The 18,509-nt window shown below is 44.0% G+C and carries 18 protein-coding genes and 1 riboswitch; of the genes, 5 read left to right on the top strand and 13 right to left on the bottom strand.

Going from position 1 to position 18,509, the window contains the following annotated elements; genetic code table 11:
* The first annotated feature begins 441 nt into the window (after positions 1–441).
* Positions 442–894: an RNA-binding protein gene (locus tag MSG34_RS23485; protein ID WP_017061054.1), complete on the top strand. Its 453-nt coding sequence runs from the start codon at positions 442–444 to the stop codon at positions 892–894.
* On the opposite strand, the gene murI is transcribed toward MSG34_RS23485, so the two are convergent.
* From murI to MSG34_RS23470, 3 genes are read right to left on the bottom strand one after another with little or no spacing between them, the layout of a single operon-like run.
* Positions 857–1,663, bottom strand: a complete 807-nt coding sequence (murI, locus tag MSG34_RS23480) for a glutamate racemase (RefSeq protein WP_248339556.1) — start codon at positions 1,661–1,663, stop codon at positions 857–859. The genes MSG34_RS23485 and murI overlap by 38 nt on opposite strands.
* A gap of 60 nt (positions 1,664–1,723) precedes the next feature.
* The gene (locus MSG34_RS23475) at positions 1,724–2,389 is read right to left on the bottom strand and encodes an adenine nucleotide alpha hydrolase (protein ID WP_248339553.1); all 666 of its coding nucleotides are present in this window, start codon (positions 2,387–2,389) and stop codon (positions 1,724–1,726) included.
* Between the two features lie 47 nt (positions 2,390–2,436).
* Complete coding sequence (locus tag MSG34_RS23470) at positions 2,437–4,260, bottom strand: TonB-dependent receptor (protein WP_248339552.1); 1,824 nt, start codon at positions 4,258–4,260, stop codon at positions 2,437–2,439.
* A gap of 39 nt (positions 4,261–4,299) precedes the next feature.
* A riboswitch (cobalamin riboswitch) is annotated at positions 4,300–4,505 on the bottom strand.
* Between the two features lie 154 nt (positions 4,506–4,659).
* Here MSG34_RS23470 and trmA point away from each other — a divergent pair.
* Positions 4,660–5,769, top strand: a complete 1,110-nt coding sequence (gene trmA / locus MSG34_RS23465; protein WP_017061050.1) for a tRNA (uridine(54)-C5)-methyltransferase TrmA — start codon at positions 4,660–4,662, stop codon at positions 5,767–5,769.
* Positions 5,770–5,850: 81 nt separating this feature from the next.
* Here trmA and MSG34_RS23460 read toward each other — a convergent pair whose 3' ends face one another.
* Positions 5,851–6,222 (bottom strand): YijD family membrane protein, encoded by a 372-nt coding sequence (locus MSG34_RS23460; RefSeq protein WP_004736696.1) that lies wholly within the window; start codon positions 6,220–6,222, stop codon positions 5,851–5,853.
* Positions 6,222–6,863, bottom strand: a complete 642-nt coding sequence (gene fabR, locus MSG34_RS23455) for an HTH-type transcriptional repressor FabR (RefSeq protein ID WP_010438693.1) — start codon at positions 6,861–6,863, stop codon at positions 6,222–6,224. Before fabR ends, MSG34_RS23460 begins: the two co-directional genes overlap by 1 nt.
* Before the next feature lie 327 nt (positions 6,864–7,190).
* Between fabR and sthA the strand changes: the two genes are divergently transcribed.
* Positions 7,191–8,591: a Si-specific NAD(P)(+) transhydrogenase gene (gene sthA / locus MSG34_RS23450; protein WP_017061048.1), complete on the top strand. Its 1,401-nt coding sequence runs from the start codon at positions 7,191–7,193 to the stop codon at positions 8,589–8,591.
* Between the two features lie 183 nt (positions 8,592–8,774).
* Here the strand turns inward: sthA and dinF are convergent, their stop codons facing one another.
* The 4 genes from dinF to MSG34_RS23430 form a co-directional block, all read right to left on the bottom strand.
* Positions 8,775–10,130 carry an MATE family efflux transporter DinF gene (gene dinF, locus MSG34_RS23445; protein ID WP_248339551.1) on the bottom strand — a complete coding sequence of 452 codons (1,356 nt, stop codon included), beginning with the start codon at positions 10,128–10,130 and terminating at the stop codon, positions 8,775–8,777.
* 117 nt (positions 10,131–10,247) lie between these two features.
* Positions 10,248–11,126 (bottom strand): class I SAM-dependent methyltransferase, encoded by an 879-nt coding sequence (locus MSG34_RS23440; protein WP_048610739.1) that lies wholly within the window; start codon positions 11,124–11,126, stop codon positions 10,248–10,250.
* A gap of 97 nt (positions 11,127–11,223) precedes the next feature.
* Complete coding sequence (gene lexA, locus MSG34_RS23435; RefSeq protein WP_019820514.1) at positions 11,224–11,844, bottom strand: transcriptional repressor LexA; 621 nt, start codon at positions 11,842–11,844, stop codon at positions 11,224–11,226.
* 94 nt (positions 11,845–11,938) lie between these two features.
* A complete protein-coding gene (locus MSG34_RS23430; protein WP_048615036.1) occupies positions 11,939–12,301 on the bottom strand; it encodes a diacylglycerol kinase in 363 nt (120 codons plus the stop codon).
* Positions 12,302–12,521: 220 nt separating this feature from the next.
* On the opposite strand from MSG34_RS23430, the gene plsB reads away from it, so the two are divergent.
* On the top strand, positions 12,522–14,945 hold the full coding sequence (plsB, locus tag MSG34_RS23425; protein WP_248339550.1) for a glycerol-3-phosphate 1-O-acyltransferase PlsB: 2,424 nt from the start codon (positions 12,522–12,524) through the stop codon (positions 14,943–14,945).
* Between the two features lie 104 nt (positions 14,946–15,049).
* Here the strand turns inward: plsB and ubiA are convergent, their stop codons facing one another.
* A complete protein-coding gene (gene ubiA, locus MSG34_RS23420) occupies positions 15,050–15,904 on the bottom strand; it encodes a 4-hydroxybenzoate octaprenyltransferase (RefSeq protein WP_248339549.1) in 855 nt (284 codons plus the stop codon).
* Positions 15,905–16,447 carry a chorismate lyase gene (locus MSG34_RS23415; RefSeq protein WP_164091128.1) on the bottom strand — a complete coding sequence of 181 codons (543 nt, stop codon included), beginning with the start codon at positions 16,445–16,447 and terminating at the stop codon, positions 15,905–15,907.
* Positions 16,448–16,609: 162 nt separating this feature from the next.
* On the opposite strand from MSG34_RS23415, the gene MSG34_RS23410 reads away from it, so the two are divergent.
* A complete protein-coding gene (locus MSG34_RS23410; RefSeq protein ID WP_048610748.1) occupies positions 16,610–17,017 on the top strand; it encodes a flagellar basal body-associated protein FliL in 408 nt (135 codons plus the stop codon).
* 88 nt (positions 17,018–17,105) lie between these two features.
* Here the strand turns inward: MSG34_RS23410 and glpG are convergent, their stop codons facing one another.
* On the bottom strand, positions 17,106–17,948 hold the full coding sequence (gene glpG / locus MSG34_RS23405) for a rhomboid family intramembrane serine protease GlpG (RefSeq protein ID WP_248339548.1): 843 nt from the start codon (positions 17,946–17,948) through the stop codon (positions 17,106–17,108).
* A gap of 58 nt (positions 17,949–18,006) precedes the next feature.
* Entirely contained in the window at positions 18,007–18,327 is a 321-nt protein-coding gene (gene glpE, locus MSG34_RS23400; protein ID WP_017061039.1) for a thiosulfate sulfurtransferase GlpE, read from the bottom strand.
* Between the last annotated feature and the right edge of the window lie 182 nt (positions 18,328–18,509).

Raw genomic sequence — 18,509 nt, 5'->3', positions numbered from 1 at the left:
TTTATCTAACGATAAAACGTTTTGATATTCATCAACGAGTGCCCACACAGATTGATAGGTTTAAATTGTTAAAGAGCGCTAGCGTTTTGTGATTCACATCTCAGTCGCTAGGGGTGCGTACTATACCTGCACCACTTTGAGAGTCAAGGGTTATTTTCAAACTCTTTTTCTCTACCGATTTCGCTGTGTGACTTTCGTCTCACTCCGTGTCGGTGAGGCGGCATTATAGAGAGATTGAGATGGAGCACAAGGGCTTTTTGAAATAAAAGTTTTGTTCGCCTAAAAAGCCACCAGATCCGCATTTTTCGAATAAAAACTAAACATTTGAGACGTATCACAGCAATACATTGGAAAAATGGAAGCCATGAACGTAAGATTCATGTGTCTATTTTGTTAATGGTAGATGCGTCTATTTCGTTTATTAATATGTAGTATTCCGATATGAACTCAAAAAAATCGATGTTGTTAATTGTCGCACTGGCTGTATTAGGCGGCATTGTTTTCTCTCAGGTAGATATATCGCCTGCAATTACCTTTATCCTTGGTGTCTTGGCTTCCGCTTTTGTTGTTAACTTTTCAAGCACCGACTCAAAATCAGATTCAGAACCTAAGGCTTCAACCAAAACACTTTATGTGGGTAACCTTCCATACAAAGCGAACGAATCACATGTACGTGAATTATTCTCAGAGCATGGTGAAGTATTTGCAGTACGTTTAATGAAAGACAAACGTACTGGTAAAAGAAGAGGCTTTGGATTTGTTGTTATGGCAAGTAATGATGTGAATCATGCAATCTCTGCACTTAACGATAAAGATTACATGCAACGCACTTTAAAAGTACGTGTTGCAAATGATCCTAAACATCCTGAAGCGGACGAATCTGAACTGAGCTAAACCCTAACTGCTTTAACATACTATTTAGTGCACTTTCTTTTTTAGGAAGTGCACTACAAAAAACCTCACGCACTCCCCCTTCTTTATTGATGCTTTCCAAACCCAACAAATCTTGAACCCGTTTAGCTATCGCTTTACCAGAATCTATCAGCACTACACTTTCACCTAGTACTTGTTGAATCTCTGATTTGATCAGTGGGAAATGCGTACACCCTAATACGGCTACATCAATTGTGTTGATCATCGGTTGAAGGATTTGCTGTAACTCTTCAAGGCTAACCTCCTCACCTCTGAGTTTATCTTCGGCCATATCCACCAGCCGAGTAGAACCCAACAGCTCTACTCTTTTATTACTCGAGAAGTTTTTGATGAGCTCGTGTGTGTATTCACGAGTAATCGTCGCGGGAGTCGCAATAAGGCCAACCGCTTTATTTGCCAGTAACGAGGCAGGTTTGATTGCCGGGACAACACCGACAATAGGGATAAGGTTATTAGCGCGAAGTGTAGGCAGGACTATAGTACTGGCCGTATTACAAGCTATCACCACAATATCAATAGCGTGACTCGCCACAAAACTGGCGACGATATTTTGGACTCGCTGAATGAGGACTTGCTGATCGAGCTCACCATATGGGTAAGCCTCGTTATCGAATACATAGATATAGTTGTGATTGGGTAGTAACTGGCTTATCTCTTTATATACAGAGAGACCGCCAACACCAGAATCAAAGACCAATATGTTTTTTTGTATGCTTTCCGACACAACCATTACCTGTAAGAAGTTCCGCAGCAATGATACCCCTTCACTTAGTTTTCGCCAATCATCACTCTATATAATGCAAGCTCGATAGCGTTGATGCACAAAGCGCTCACCCTGCTCTACATTTTCTAGCTCTATCTTAAGCTTTCCTTTAAAGCATGGCGCTGACGTTACTAAGGTATGAAACTCACCATCTTCACCACATGGGTCGACGTGACTTGGCAAACTGTCAATTAGCTCAGGCGTGTATTCTTTCCCGCAATAGGCCATGTCTAATGCATCGCTATCGACTGTGACGAGAAAGGTTTCGATTCCTCTATCTACGATTTCTTGAGCCAGCGCTTGGCTACTCTCTCCCAGTAGAGGAAATACACACTCCCAACCCGCAGGTTCTATATAACTTCTTCGGTAATCAGCAATACCATTGCAAAACATATCGCCGAATGCCACAGCATCAATAGATAAACCCGATCCTTTAAGCGCCGTAACAATCGTACTTTGATAGATCTCATTACTTGGGAAGACTTCCGGCAGCTCAATCGTGATTAATGGCAAACCGACTAATTGCGCCTGCATTCCAACAACCTCGATTGGCGTGACTTGGAAGGGAACCTCATCTCCAACATAGGTCGTATAGAGAGCAACAACTTCATACTCGGTGCTTTCAAGTAGACGTTCTAGGGTTAATGTAGAGTCTTTGCCTGACGACCAACTTATGACGACTTTCTTTTTCATTGATATACCCAATAAGAAAAAACCGCCCGAAGGCGGTTAAGTGATAATTAGAATTGGTAAGCTACACTTACGTAATAGTTACGCTCAGGCGTTTTATAACCTTTAGCTGTTTCATACTCTTCATCAAATAAGTTAGCAACTTTACCTGCAACGGTCACATCATTATCAAAGTGGTAAGACGTTGCAAAATCAAATAAGGAGTACGCATCAAGCTCAGTCGTATTACCTAGATCATCATAACGCTTACCTTGATATAGGTAACTCAAATCGAATCTCCAGTTGCTCAACTCATAAGTAGTGTTCCATTTGCCACTATGCTTCGCTCTACGAGCAAGTTCGTTACCTGTAGATTTGTCTTCGGTATCAAGATAATCGTACGATGCTGAGTGATATAATGGTCCAGTATAAAAAGAGCCGACAACTTCGTACCCTTTGATTTCTGCTTCGCCTATATTCACTTGAGTAAGACCATTACTTGTAATCATCTTCTCTACATCACTCTTGTGTGCAGCGATTCGCAATTCAAGAACGTCAAAGCTACCTTCCAGCGCTACTTCTGCTGTTTTTGATTCTTCCGGCTGTAGATTTGGGTTGCCTGAGTAGCATCCCCATGAACTACACTCTAAAGGCCAATACAGCTCATTAAATGTCGGAGCTTTAAATGCAGTACCATACATACCCACTAGACGAATAAACTCAGTAATCTTGTACCCTGCACCTAATTGATACGTCGTAAAGTTTCCAAATGAACTGTTATCATCCCAACGCAGATTCGCTTCCGCAGACAATTTGCCCATAGATACATCACCACCAGCATAAAGTGCGGTATTATCACGACTATCTTTAGTCATTGATGTAGAGTCATTTTTCACCTTATCTCGATACCAATCGAAACCACCAGTAACCGCTGCGCTATCACTTAATTTGTACTGATTATTCCAAGACACAGAATTACGATTAGTTGTTATAGCACTCGGTGTTGTCCCTTGCCCTGAAGATTCAGCTTCATCTTGGTTGCTTCCAAGTGTTATTACACTATTTAGGGAATCACGCTTGTAATCTCCCACTAGACCCAACGCGTACAACTCGCTGTCAGTTTCGTCAACTCCTCCCCATGGGTTATCAAACTCTACGTCGTGCTTTTGATAATAACCATTCGCTTTCAAGGTCAAGTTTGATGAGACATAAAAGCCGCCATCGATAGTTAGGTATTGAGTACTGTGGCCATCTTTATCAGCATCTATAGGATTAGTGCTTGTAGGTTGGACATTATAACCTTCACTCTGCTGATGTGTTGCTGCCACATTCATCCAACCATTATCGTTAGCAACTGACCCTGATACGTTTACATCATATAGACCAAAACTACCCACTCCCGCTTTAACGGTAGCGGTATTATCAGCACTGCGCGTAGTTATGATATTGACCACACCACTAACAGCATCAGAACCATATACTGCTGCACGAGCACCTCTCAAAACTTCAACTCTCTCTACACCATTCAACGGAATTGAGGCTAAATTGGCGTACCCTAACGTCGCACTACCAATTCGGATGCCATTTACTAATATGAGAGTATTTTTAGTCGAGCGACCACGTATATATAACTCCTGCCCTTGAGCAAGGCCACCTTGATTCGTTACTTGAACCCCTGGTAATCGGCGTAACACCTCAGATAATGAAGTCGCTTGAATAGCATCTATTTCTTGTTTTGTTATAACTTCAACAGGAGCAATAGTGTCGCTCACTTGCTGCTCAAAACGGTTAGCCGTCACCACCATGGTTTCGTCGGCAGATGCTTGTTGGGCGTGTAAATTGGAGATAGGTGAAAGCAGCGATGCTACAGCAACCGCTAAAAGGGATTTGTTCATGTTGTGATCCTAAATCGCGTAAAGTCCTACCAAACCACATCTTATGGTTTGGCCGCTGGCAGGTATTCGGACTCAAGAGCACAACCCTTATGGTTACCTAATATTCGACTTCCCACAAAAAGCTATTTGCAGTGTCTTATGAATACTCGTTCTCTTTTACCGCTGCGCGTCAGTTCTGGATTTACACCAGATTCCCTCTTCAGCCATCTATACATCTAAATGACACCAGCTTGCCGAAGATAGTATTGACCTCTGAATCATTTGTCTAGTCTAAGATTGTTATAAGCTATAGTTTTCATGGTCGATTTACATTGAATGGCTCTCAACACTGGACAAGCGCCTGTGATTGAATAAAATCTGCGCTCTTGATTTAAAAGCACGACAGCAAAAGGCATAACAATGGCGAATTTAGATGTAAACCCGCAACGCTACCAAGAACAACTGGCAGAAAAGACAGAGCGTCTTACAGAAATGTTCTCAGAATATGATGTGCCTGAACTGGAAGTGTATGAATCTCCAGAACAACACTACCGCATGCGTGCTGAGTTCCGCGTGTGGCATGAAGGTGACGATATGTATTACGTCATGTTCAATCAAGAGACTAAAGAAAAATACCGCGTAGACCAGTTCCCTGCAGCTAGCCGTCTTATCAATGACCTAATGCCTCTATTAACAGATGCAATGAAGGACAACCACTCTCTACGCCACAAGCTATTCCAAGTAGATTTCCTTTCTACATTAAGCGGCGAGATTTTGGTGTCACTGCTTTACCACCGTCAATTAGGTGAACAGTGGATTCAAGATGCTAAAGCACTGAAGCAGCAATTGAACGATGAAGGTTTTAACCTAAACCTGATTGGTCGTGCGCGTAAAATGAAAATCGTACTGGACCGCGATTACGTCATTGAAAAGCTAGACGTGAATGGTGATAGCTACATCTACCAGCAAGTAGAGAACAGCTTTACTCAACCAAACGGCAAAGTAGCAGAGAAAATGTTGGAATGGGCTGTCGACTGTACTCAAGACAGCAAAGGCGACTTGCTTGAGCTTTACTGTGGTAACGGTAACTTCTCATTAGCACTGGCACAAAACTTCGAGCGTGTACTGGCAACAGAACTGGCGAAGCCGTCAGTAGAATCTGCGCAATACAACATCGCGGCGAACAACATTGAAAATGTTCAGATCATCCGCATGTCTGCAGAAGATTTTACCGTAGCAATGGAAGGTAAGCGTGAGTTCCGTCGTCTACAGCAAGCGAACATCGATCTTAAGAGCTACAACTGCAACACTATCTTTGTTGATCCACCGCGTTCAGGTATGGATGTTGATACTTGTAAGATGGTTCAAGGCTACGAGCGCATCATGTACATCTCTTGTAACCCTGAAACATTGAAAGAGAACCTAGACATTCTAAGCGAAACACACGATATCACTCGTTTTGCTCTATTTGACCAGTTCCCTTACACCCACCACATGGAAGCGGGTGTGTTCTTAGAGCGCAAAGCATAAATCTCGCTTTCTCGGCCTAAGACAAACAGCAGATACAAAAAAACGAGCCAATTGGCTCGTTTTTTTTCTTTGTAGATTGGTTTAAGCGGTTTTACCGATAAAACCTAGCTTCTTACCTACCCAGGCTAAAAGCAGCATCGCGACTATAATCGCAAAGAAGTTTGAACCTGCATCAGGGTGTTGTGCTTTCACGAAAGCCGAGTGGCCAAATGCACCCACAAAGAAACAAGCTAGACCGACTAGTGGGATATCTTCAGATACTGGGTTAGTTAGATATTCTTGGTAAAGCGCTTGTACAGCCAAAACTAAAGCGATAAGCGGGAAAATAGAGAAGCCCACTTCACTCATTGTTACCCAAGATAACAATGCATCACCACACACACCGGCTACAACAGCAAGTACGAGTGTCTTTCTTTCAGAACCACGGTTTACAGTATTATTTTCATTCGACATTATTCAATCCCGCCTTTTAATCGGTTACGTTCACGTTCTTTACGATACCAAAAAGCTCCTTTGGCCATCATTCGCAATTGCATGATCAAGCGTTCAGCCAATTCATCTCGCTGACGTCGATCTAAATCTAATGCTTCTGCCCCTGAGTTGAAGACTAAGATGACCGAGGCTTCCGCTTGAGTGAAAGCTTCGTCCCTTGTCATGCCAGTCGTTATCAAATATTCGGTTAACTCAGCAGAGAAGTGCTGTATCTCACGAGCTACCGCTGCACGAAACTCAAATGAAGTTCCTGAGCGCTCTCGCAATAACAGTCTGAATACGTTAGGGCTGCTTTCAATGAATTCCATAAAGGTTTCAACCGATGTGCGAATCACACTGCCTTCTTTTACTATGCGTTGTCTAGCTTGACGCATTAACTGGCGCAACAGTAAGCCACCTTCATCAACCATGGTTAAGCCAAGCTCATCCATGTCTTTGAAGTGACGATAAAAGGAAGTCGGTGCTATTCCAGCCTCACGAGCGACTTCTCTCAAGCTTAGATTGGAAAAACTACGATCGGCGCTGAGTTGGCTAAATGCTGCATCGATTAAGCTGCGACGAGTTTTTTCTTTTTGCTGTGCGCGAATGCCCATTGGTTTCATACTTTATCAATTTCTTCTTTTACAGCCTAAACAGGCATGTCTAATACTCTGTTCAATATAACGCGAATCGCTTATTTATATAAGGCACTCTGGTTATATAAGACACTAAACATACCTCTTTGTTCACGTACCGAAGTAAATACGTTCGAAGAAAAAATTTCAATATCCACACTGTCATTTGGAGACATACGACATACCAAATATTATTTTTTCGATAACACTGCGTGATCCCACCGACTCTCTGATGCCCTTTTCATGTACCCGAGAACAGAATCAGTTAAAATCTCGCTAAAGCAATGTTAATCAAATATAACAAGGAAGATATCTATGCCGCACTCCAACCACTTTGATGTAATCGTAATTGGTAGTGGCCCCGGAGGAGAAGGGGCAGCGATGGGATTAACCAAAGCCGGGTTGAACGTTGCAATCATTGAAAAAGAGAGCAGCGTTGGTGGTGGTTGTACTCACTGGGGAACCATTCCTTCAAAAGCACTGCGTCATGCCGTAAGTCGTATTATCGAATTCAACAGTAATCCGCTGTTTTGTCAGAACAACAAAAGCATTCACTCAACGTTTTCCAACATTTTGGGTCATGCCAAATCAGTTATCGACAAGCAGACTCGATTACGTCAAGGCTTCTACGACCGCAACCAGTGCACGTTGGTATTTGGTACTGCACGTTTTATCGATACCAACACTGTCTCGGTAATGCAAAGCGATGGCACTGAAGAACATTACAGTGCAGACAAATTTGTTATCGCGACAGGCTCTCGCCCTTACCAACCAGATAACGTCGACTTCTTGCATGAACGTATCTACGACAGCGACTCGATTCTTTCTCTTAAACACGACCCGCAACACATCATCATCTATGGTGCTGGCGTTATTGGTTGTGAATACGCATCGATTTTCCGCGGTTTGGGTGTAAAAACCGATCTTATCAATACTCGTGACCGTCTGTTGTCATTCCTAGACAATGAAACCTCAGATGCGCTTTCTTACCACTTCTGGAACAGCGGCGTCGTGATTCGCAACGATGAAACCTTTGAGAAAATAGAAGGCACTGATGATGGCGTGATCATTCACTTAGAGTCAGGTAAAAAGATGCGTGCTGATTGCCTGCTGTATGCTAATGGCCGAACGGGTAATACCGATAAACTTAACCTTGGTGCTGTTGGCTTAGAAGCGGACTCGCGTGGTCAAGTATCAGTAAACACCAACTACCAAACCAATGTTGACCATGTTTACGCTGTCGGTGATGTGATTGGCTACCCTAGCCTAGCAAGTGCTGCTTATGACCAAGGTCGATTTGTGGCTCAGGCAATTGTGAAAGGTGAAGCTGAGCGCCACCTTATCGAAGACATTCCAACCGGCATCTACACCATCCCGGAGATCAGCTCTGTTGGTAAAACCGAGCAAGAACTTACTGCAGCTAAAGTACCGTATGAAGTAGGACGTTCTTCATTCAAACACCTAGCTCGAGCTCAAATTGCGGGTAAAGATATTGGTAGCTTAAAGATTCTGTTCCATCGCGAAACCAAAGAGATTTTAGGTATCCACGTGTTTGGTGAGCGTGCCGCTGAAATCATCCATATCGGACAAGCGATTATGGAACAGAAAGGTGAAGCAAATACCATCGAGTACTTTGTGAATACGACCTTTAACTATCCAACGATGGCGGAAGCTTATCGTGTTGCAGCACTCAACGGGCTCAACCGCTTATTCTAGATAAAGAACCAATAGGAGTATTTGACCACCCATAGGCCAAATACATAAACAGCAAGCCATGCGCTTGCTGTTTTTATTTAAGACATTGAATAGTAGGGTATTGAAAGTAATTAGATCATGATGTTCTAAATACCTCTTTACCTGTACAGCCTCATTTATTCTCCACAAAAAGAGCCCTCAGAGCTAAGCGAGAAACTCACCCTTCTTCCACTGAGAAACAAACAACACACCAAGGCCAATTCCGCGCATTGCCATAAAGCTCAGCATCGCTAGCCAAAGTGCATGGTTCTCTAAACCTGATGCTAAGTAGAAAATCGCGAAAAAACTGCAGGTCGCAACAAACATACTATTGCGCATATCCTTGCCCTTGGTTGCTCCAACAAAAATACCATCTAATAAGAAGCACCACATAGACACCAATGGCATTGCGATTAACCACGGTAAATACACCTCAGCTTGGCTCTTCACGTCTGGGATTGTGGTGATCATATTGATTAAACTCGAGCCAGCGAGTGCGAACGCTATGGTCAGTACCAAACAAATATTGAAGCTCCAGAAGAAAGTACCAATCAATGACTGGTTCAGTTCATCTTTGTCTTTCGCGCCTATCGCTTTACCTACCATCGCTTCCATTGCGTAGGCAAAGCCATCCATCCCATAAGAGATGATCATTAAGAAACTCATCAACACGGCATTGGCCGCGACAACATCATCGCCAAAGCTTGCGCCTTGGAAGGTCATGAAAGTGAAAGTCGCTTGTAGACACAATGAACGAAGAAAGATATCGCGATTCAATTTCACGAAACGACTCAAACCTTGGCTGGTTTTCTTAAGCAGAGCCCATGCCGATGGTAACTGTTTCTTCGCCCAGATTCGGTAAACACAAACCAAGCCAAATGTTAGACCGGCATAATCAGCCATAACAGATGCCAATGCTGCACCTTCCACTTGCCATCCTAAGCCGATAACAAAAACGATATCCAAAACGATATTGGTGATATTGGTGATGATCACCATCCACATTGGCGCTTTGGCATTTTGAGTCCCGAGCAGCCAACCTAGAATCACAAAGTTAGTTAGCGCAGCAGGTGCACTCCAGGCACGGATTGAGAAATATTGCTGACCATAGTGCTTAACTTGATCACTGGCGCTACTCAATGAGAAAACTAAATCGGCGACTAGACTGTGTAAAAGCAAAAAGACACCAGCAAACCCTAAGGCCATGGTCACACCTTGCACGAAGACTAAACCAAGTTGCTTGCCATCATTCGCACCATAAGATTGTGCGGCTAGCCCTGTTGTCGACATACGCAGGAAACCGAGCAACCAAAAGGTCACGCTGATCATTGTGCCGCCCAGTGCCACACCACCTAAATACCAAGAGTGCTCGAGGTGACCGATAACCGCCGCATCGACTAAGCCCAGCAGTGGAACAGTAATATTAGAGAGAACCATCGGGATCGCGAGCAACAGCACTTTTTTGTGCATCGCCTGATTGGATAGCGTTTGAAAAATAGTTTGGGGATTAAATAGCTTCACGATCACCTCTTAGATTAGAGGCGATAGTTTAACCTAGTGAGTGGGCTTTCACTATGTTGTGGAATTTTACTTATACCGGCTATGTACTCAATTACTCGAAATACAAAACACCTAGGATTACCATTTCACGAGCACTAACTGTGGCGTTAAACGCTTTTTGACCTGAGAGATCTTACACAATAATCGCTGCCACAATTTCCAACGGTTGCATTGTTGGTCTAGTGGAGAAAACGCTTTTACCCACTGTGCCCATGGCAACCAATTGAGAACGCTGTCTATTGGAGAAGATAGGCCATGCGCATACTTTCCTGAACCAAGTTTTTGCCCCAACGTACTTGAGCTTTTATCTCCAGCTAACACTAAACACGCATGTGCATGAGTAAAATAGCGGCTCAAAGACTGAATGAAGTTCGCCGTCTGCTGTTCATTGCAATCGAGCAGAGCATGTTCACACACCACCATCACCGAGGCTTGTTCTGGAATATTAAGTTCATCCAACCAAGTTAGGTCATCGACAGAACCACACTCCAAGCGATAGCGTTCATTTTTGTGGAACAGGCGTTGGCGCCACACTAGGTTTTCCGTCACATCCAACTCAACCCAATGGCAGCGTCCATTATCTAAACGGTAGAAACGGGTGTCGAGCCCTGCCCCAACATTGATGATCCAAGCATCCGGGTTGTGAGACAAAAATTGTTGAACTTGAGAGTCACAAAGTTGAGTCAGTGTCGCATAAAGGAGTTGCTGTTGGTCAAGCTCACCAGTAAGACATTCAGGTGCGAGCTGGCAACGCTTGCAGGCTTGAGCTGCGATGGGGTCATAAACGAGACCATCATCGGCTAGGCTTTCGCGACTACGAAACCAAAGGTGTTGAACGAGGTTCGTCGGAACTTGGAATTCTTGATGTGCAGACCCTTGTTCAGAAGAAGCCTTTTGAACAGAGGAGCGCGGCTTACGAGTAAGCGGCTTCATTTGAGGTTTGGTTGGGTTTGGCATCATCATCTTCCTTGTATCTCGACAAAGAAGATGATAATGAATATCAATTACAATAACAAGTTATTGAGAATAAATATCAATAAGCTATTTGTACTGACTACATCCAGTCGGTGTTGCGAATAATACCAACCGCAAGTCCTTCAATAGACAAGTGTTGAGATTCTAGATCGACATGGATTGGAGAAAACTCTTCATTTTCAGCATGTAACAGAACCGTTGAACCTTTACGTTCTAGGCGTTTTACCGTTACATCATCATCGACACGAGCCACGACAACCTGACCATCGCGTACATCTTGTGTTTTATGAACAGCTAATAAATCACCATCCATAATACCGATGTCTTTCATACTTTCGCCATTTACACGAAGTAAGAAGTCAGCTTGTGGTTTAAACATGCCTGGATCAACTTGGTAATGCATTTCTACATGCTCTTGAGCCAAGATAGGCTCACCAGCGGCAACCTGACCGATTAATGGTAAACCTTGCTCTTCGTTTGCTGCATCTTCAAGCAAAATACGAATACCGCGAGACGCACCCGGGATAATCTCAATCGCTTCTTTACGAGCAAGAGCTTTCAAATGTTCTTCTGCAGCATTAGCAGAACGGAAGCCTAGTTCACGCGCGATTTCTGCACGTGTCGGTGGCATACCGGAATCCTCGATCTTACCTTTGATAAGGTCAAAGACTTGTTGCTGGCGGGGCGTTAACGGCTTCATGATTCACCTGTCTTTTTATACAGTTGACTGTGAGTATATCCAGTAACTGAACAAAAGCAAAGCAATTGGTTGTTTTTAGTTCATTTTTAGCAAATTACAAAAACAAGATCTCTAGCCACACATAACCTGCGAGTGCCAAACAGATGAAAACCGCTGCCGAACCGACATCTTTCGCCATTCCAGATAACTCATGATGCTCACTGCCGATTCGGTCGACAACCGCTTCAATCGCGGTATTGATTAGCTCGACAACCATCACCAATACCACCGATGAGATCATTAAGATTCGTTCAACTTGGCTTACATCTAGGTAAAATGCCAACGGAATAAGCACGGCCGCCATGAACACTTCTTGTCGAAATGCAGCCTCGTTTTTAAACGAACTCGTAATGCCTTGCCATGAAAAGCCTGCAGCTTTGATGATGCGTTTGAATCCGGTGTTTGATTTTTTGGTCATTTTTAACCCTATACTCAATCAGTCGATGAATGATTTTCCACAAACTTAACGGCAATATGACTATTTCCATTAAAAGGTTAGACCAGTTTCTGGTATTCTTGCATCGATTAAATTTACGCCTAGGCTTATCCCTATTTCACTCATAGGATTTATCCTTTTTATCAGAGAAATAGAGATACGCTTCAGCACATTGAAATAACTATTGAGGCAGTGAACCTATATGTCTTCTGGACAATCTTTTTCACGTTCATTAATGAAGCTACCTTTATCCGTATTGGTAAAGGGCACATCAATTCCTTCAAACCCCGTTGAGGATTTGAACATTGATTTGAGCAAACCGATTGTATACGCCTTACCGTTTCGCTCAAGTGTAGACATTCTTACATTGCAAAAACATGCACTTGAATTAGGCCTACCTGATCCGTTGAGCAAGCTTGAAATCAACGGCAAATCACTGCAACGCTACGTTTTCATCTCTTCTCGCAAAACTCTGCTGCAAGACGATGATTATGTACCAAGCTCTTCAATTGAAGTGTTCTCTGAATTGCTTTCACTGCACGCTGACGACTCTGAACTCGATGTTCAAGTTATCCCTGCTACAGTGCTGTGGGGACGCAAACCTGGTAAAGAGAATAACCAGAAGCCTTACCTACAGGCAATGAACGGCTTAGAGAAATCGAAAGCTGTATTGCTAGCAGGTCGTGACTGTCTGGTTCGTTTCAGCCCAGTGGTTTCTCTACGCTACATGGCTAACTCACACGGCACCGACAACACCATCGCGCACAAACTGGCGCGCGTGGCACGTATTCACTTCTCTCGCCAAAAGCTTGCTGCATCAGGTCCTAACCTGCCAAGCCGCCAAGCTCTTTTTGATCGCCTATTAAAATCAGAAGCTATCAAGAAAGCGATTGAAGACGAAGCACAAGCAAAGAACATCTCGATCGAGAAAGCGAGCAAAGAAGCTCAAGACATCATGGACGAGATTGCTGCGAACTTCTCTTACTCGCTGATCAAGCGTGGTGAGAAGATTCTTGGTTGGCTGTGGAATAAGTTGTACCAAGGCCTGCATATCAGTAACGCTTCAACGGTTCGTAAGTTGGCTCAAGATGGTCACGAGATTGTTTACGTGCCTTGTCACCGTAGCCACATGGACTACTTACTGCTTTCTTATGTGCTTTATCATGAAGGCATGGTTCCTCCGCACATCGCTGCAGGTATAAACCTGAACTTCTTCCCTGCTGGTCCTATTTTCCGTCATGGTGGTGCGTTCTTTATTCGTCGTAGCTTCAAAGGCAACAAGCTGTACTCGACGATTTTCCGTGAATACCTAGCGGAATTGTTCGCTAAAGGTTACTCAGTAGAGTACTTCAGTGAAGGTGGTCGTTCGCGTACAGGTCGTCTACTGCAAGCGAAAACGGGCATGCTAGCGATGACAATCCAAGCAATGCTGCGCGGTATGAACCGTCCGGTGACTTTGGTTCCTGTGTACATCGGCTACGAGCACGTGATGGAAGTGGCGACTTACGCGAAAGAACTTCGTGGTAAGCGTAAAGAGAAAGAAAACGCGAGCCTAGTGATTCGCACCATTCGTAAGCTGCGTAACTTTGGTAAAGGCTACGTGAACTTCGGTGAGCCGATTCAGCTTAACCAATATCTGAACGAACACTCACCTGAGTGGACCAAAGACATCGACCCAATGGGCACCAGCAAACCACAATGGATGAATCCGGTGGTTAATGACTTGGCGACCAAAATGATGACGCACATTAACGATGCGGCAGCGACCAATGCCCTGACCCTTTGTGCAACGGCACTATTGGCTTCAAGACAGCGCGCATTGTCTCGTGACTCTTTGGTTTCTCAGATCAATTGCTACCTGTCTCTACTTAAGAACGTTCCATATTCTGCAACGTTCACTGTGCCAAAAGACAGCGCTGAAGATTTGGTCAAACATGCTGAATCACTGAACAAGTTCTTGATTGAATCAGACTCAATGGGCGACATCATTTCGCTAGACCGTCACCAGTCAATTCTGATGACCTACTACCGAAACAACATTATTCACTTGTTTGCTCTGCCATCGTTAATTGCACAGATGACCATTCGTCAGCGCGGTTTATCGATTGACGCGATCCAAGAGAACGTTGCTGCTATCTACCCGTTCTTGAAGAAAGAGCTGTTCCTAAGCTACGACGAAGACAAGCTTGAAGGCGTGGTTTCTAACATCATTGAAGAGCTGGTTAACCAAGGTATGCTTGTGGTTTCTGATAACGAAGTCACCATCAACCAATCAAACAGCCAAGCACTGATGCTGTTAGGTCGTACGATTTCAGAGACGCTACAACGCTACTCTATTGCTCTGAACCTGTTGGCAGAGAATCCCGATCTGGATAAATCCGATCTTGAACAGAAGAGCCAAGACATTGCACAGCGACTTGGCCGTCTACAAGGCATCAATGCACCAGAGTTCTTCGATAAAGGCGTGTTTGCGTCGATGTTCGCCACTCTGAAACAGCAGCAATATCTGGATAACGATGGTAACTGTGATTTAGAAAAGACTCAGCAATTCGCTAAGCTTCTCTACTCAATGCTTTACCCTGAAGTACGTTTGACGATTCAAGAGAGTATCCACCAAGCGGAGTAATCATCAGCTTGGAGTCTCTAGAATAGCGAGACCAAAACGCGATCAAAAAAGGCACCCATTGGGTGCCTTTTTCTTTAGCATTCGTTAACTCGAAAAGCTGATGCTTACCAGAAAGTAATGAACAAGCCCGCTGTCACTGCCATTCCAACATAGTTGTTGTTTAGAAAGGCTTGGAAACAAAGGTCTCGATCACGGTGGCGCATTAGATGTTGTTGATACACAAACAAGCTTCCCGCTACCAACAATGCCCAATAGAAGGTATCACCTAGTTGGTAATGCATGCCTAACGCAATCAGCATCGCTAGGGTGACGAGTTGCAAAGAGCCCACAATCAGCTTATCGAAGCGACCAAATAAAATAGCCGTCGATTTAATACCAATCTTCAAGTCATCATCTCGGTCAACCATCGCATATTGCGTGTCGTAAGCAATCGTCCACAACGCATTAATCACGAAGATAAACCACACAATGCTTGGCAGTTCATTGGTTTGTGCCGCCCAAGCCATTGGTATTGCCCAACTAAACGCTAAACCGAGAAACAACTGTGGAAGATGCGTAAAGCGCTTCATGAAAGGGTAAATGAACGCCAGGGCCACACCAATAAATGAGAGCTTAATGGTCAGTGGATTCATGGTGAGTACCAGCAAGAATGAAACCACGGCTAGCACTAAAAAGAGCAGAATCGCTTCCTTACTGGAAACTAAACCAGAAGGTAATGGACGCTGCTTGGTACGTTTAACATGACCATCCACTTTACGGTCAGCAAAGTCATTGATCACACAGCCAGCTGAACGCATCAACACCACGCCGAGTACGAAAACAACCAAGACATCAAAATCAGGCATACCTTGTGCGGCGATAATCAGTGACCACAAGGTCGGCCAAAGGAGTAACAGGGTACCAATCGGGCGATTCATTCGCGTTAATTGCCAATACGCCTTCGCTTTGGTGGCAAGCATTTACACACTCTCCTTAGAGTAAATGGGTGATGTTGGTAAAAACAGTTCTGCCACAAGCATCGGTTTATGGTTCATCCATAATCGAGAACGGCGCGCGAGTAATCGCTCATCGCCTGCAATAACCCAACCGACTTGCAGCGCATCTCGCTCCACGTTCTCAGCACTGAAAACGGTCAATCCAAGCGGGACATTACCTTGTTGAGAAAGGTCTGAGTGCTGATGATCTTCTAATGTGACTCGGGGAATCAAGGTTCGACCTAACACCCACGGTTCGTCATCACCTTTTAAAATCACTTTACGCAGTAAGCAATCAAACGATGATAAAAGATGTTCCTCGTCCTGTTGTAGCATTGAGCGTTCTACAACTTGATTGTGAAGCAACTCAACAGACAGGTGCTGACAGCACTTCCCCAACTTGCGGGAAAGAGAGCCTTGCTCCATCAGCCACTCTTTGGTGGTTTCATTAGGAAAATCAAATGTTTCTGTACTTTGCCAATCTACATTCATTAACGAATTAAGATACAGCGATATTGGCTGATTCATACTAGTATTCAATAGGTGACTTTACACGTACAATAAAGCTTCAACTTTCGAACAAAATTAAAGCGTTCTTCGAATTGTAAACGTATTTAGATTTAGACCGCTCATTGTAACAAGACTAATGCGTTTCGAATATCGCGAATAAACTAAAGAAAAGTCACAAATATGCACAAACGTTATGTAGCCCAAATATTTCTTGCGATTACCCTACTCTTTTCAGCATCAAGTTTCGCTGAAGAGGAGTCGGCAGCTAAACTCGCCTACTTCACGCTAGAGCCAGACCTGACCACCAATTTTTACACTAAAGGTAAAAAACTGGGCTACATTCAGGTTCGCCTCGACATCATGGTGGCAAATAGTAACGACTTGGCCGCTATTGAGCATCACCAACCACTGATTCGTGATGCGGTGATTGAATTGCTTGGCAAACAAAACGAAGAAACCATTAAGTCGCTATCTGGCCGTGAAGACTTGAGAAAATCCTTAGTTGAACACCTCAACAAGATTTTGCTTCCAGAGACAGGTAAAACCCTGATTGCTGACTTACTGTTTACCAAATACCTTTATCAGTAATGATGTAGAACGAATCCCAATAAAAAAGCGGCTCATCTGGCCGCTTTTTTTTGTCTCTATCGTTTGGCTACTCACTATAAGAGATGAGTTAACTTCTTGCCGAGCTTGGTGCTTTCATCGCATCGATAAAGCCAATAATCACACCAGCGGCTAGGCCAGCTAAATGCGCCGTATTGGCGATAGCCATAAATGGCTGCATGTACCCAAGTACCAACCACACCAACATAAAGCCGACAATCTGTCTTGGGATACCCAAACCAAGCTGTGGCGCCTTCGCACCGACAACCCATAAGTAACCAACCAAGGCATACACAACACCAGACAAACCACCGAAGTTCGCCCCTTCAACCCAATACTGCCCAGCACCTGAAAGCGCAGAAGAGACAGCAAAGATCTGAAGTAGCTTGAGGCTGCCTAGTTTCTTCTCAATGTCTCCACCTAACTGCCACCACCACAAAATATTAAATGCGATGTGCATAACAGAGAAATGCAGAACGGCATGACTCAACCAACGCCACAGCTGCCATTGCTGTCCATCCACCGCTGGGAAATGCAGGGCATTGAAAATTGCTTGGCCAAAACCGATCTGTTGAAGCGCAAAAATCACCACACACACCAACATCAGGCTTAGTGTCACAGGGCCGGCTTTGGCTTTGATCATGCCCATAAAGCTTGGCGTGTGGTAATGGAAGTTGCTCTTTCTGGTCTCTGCCATGTCCCAAGACGCCGCTTGATAGCGCTTATGATTGGGTTCAGTCAGAAAACGATTGAGCTCAGCTTCGGTTTCAACCTGAAATTGGCCATCAAGAAGCCAAAGAGCAAAACGCCCTTCTCCCTCTGGAGACATCTGAATAGGGATCTGACGAGAGGCCATATAATCAATAAATGCTTGAGCAAGACGTGGATTGTCTAACACCATCAATCTAATCATTGTTACTTCCTATTCATTCTATGAGGGATACTTGAAGCGGTTCAGGTGATGAAAGTAATTAACCTGCGATCACTGGAAGTTCAGCACGATGCCAAGCTTCGAAACCACCATCAACACTATATACCTCTTCAAAGCCTTGGTTCACTAAATATTGTGCCGCACCTTGGCTACTGATGCCGTGGTAGCACATCACTAAGATAGGTTGTTCGAACTCCACCTCATCCATGAACGACACCATCGTATCGTTAGTCAGGTGGTAGGCTGTTTTTGGGTGGGCAACCGCAAAAGACTGCGGGTCACGTATATCGACAAGTCGAGCTTCGCCTTGTTCAATAAGGGCTTGAGCGCCTTTAACATCGATATGTTTAAACTGGTCCATGACTTTCTCTTTTTATACTGATTTACTTTGCTGCCATTGTAACCTATCCCAAGGCTAACATTCACATCCACTTAATAAGGTTATCCACCAGCGATCACTTTTACACCATTTGTGGATAAATCTGTGAATTGCGTGAATAAAGTGCCTTTTCAAAAATAGATCCACAACATGTAGTAATGATC

It is taken from the genome of Vibrio sp. 1CM2L, from assembly GCF_023161695.1.
Taxonomy (GTDB): Bacteria; Pseudomonadota; Gammaproteobacteria; order Enterobacterales; family Vibrionaceae; genus Vibrio; species Vibrio coralliirubri.
Note: the sequence above shows the minus strand (reverse complement) of the source record. Positions and strands in the feature narration are given on the sequence as shown.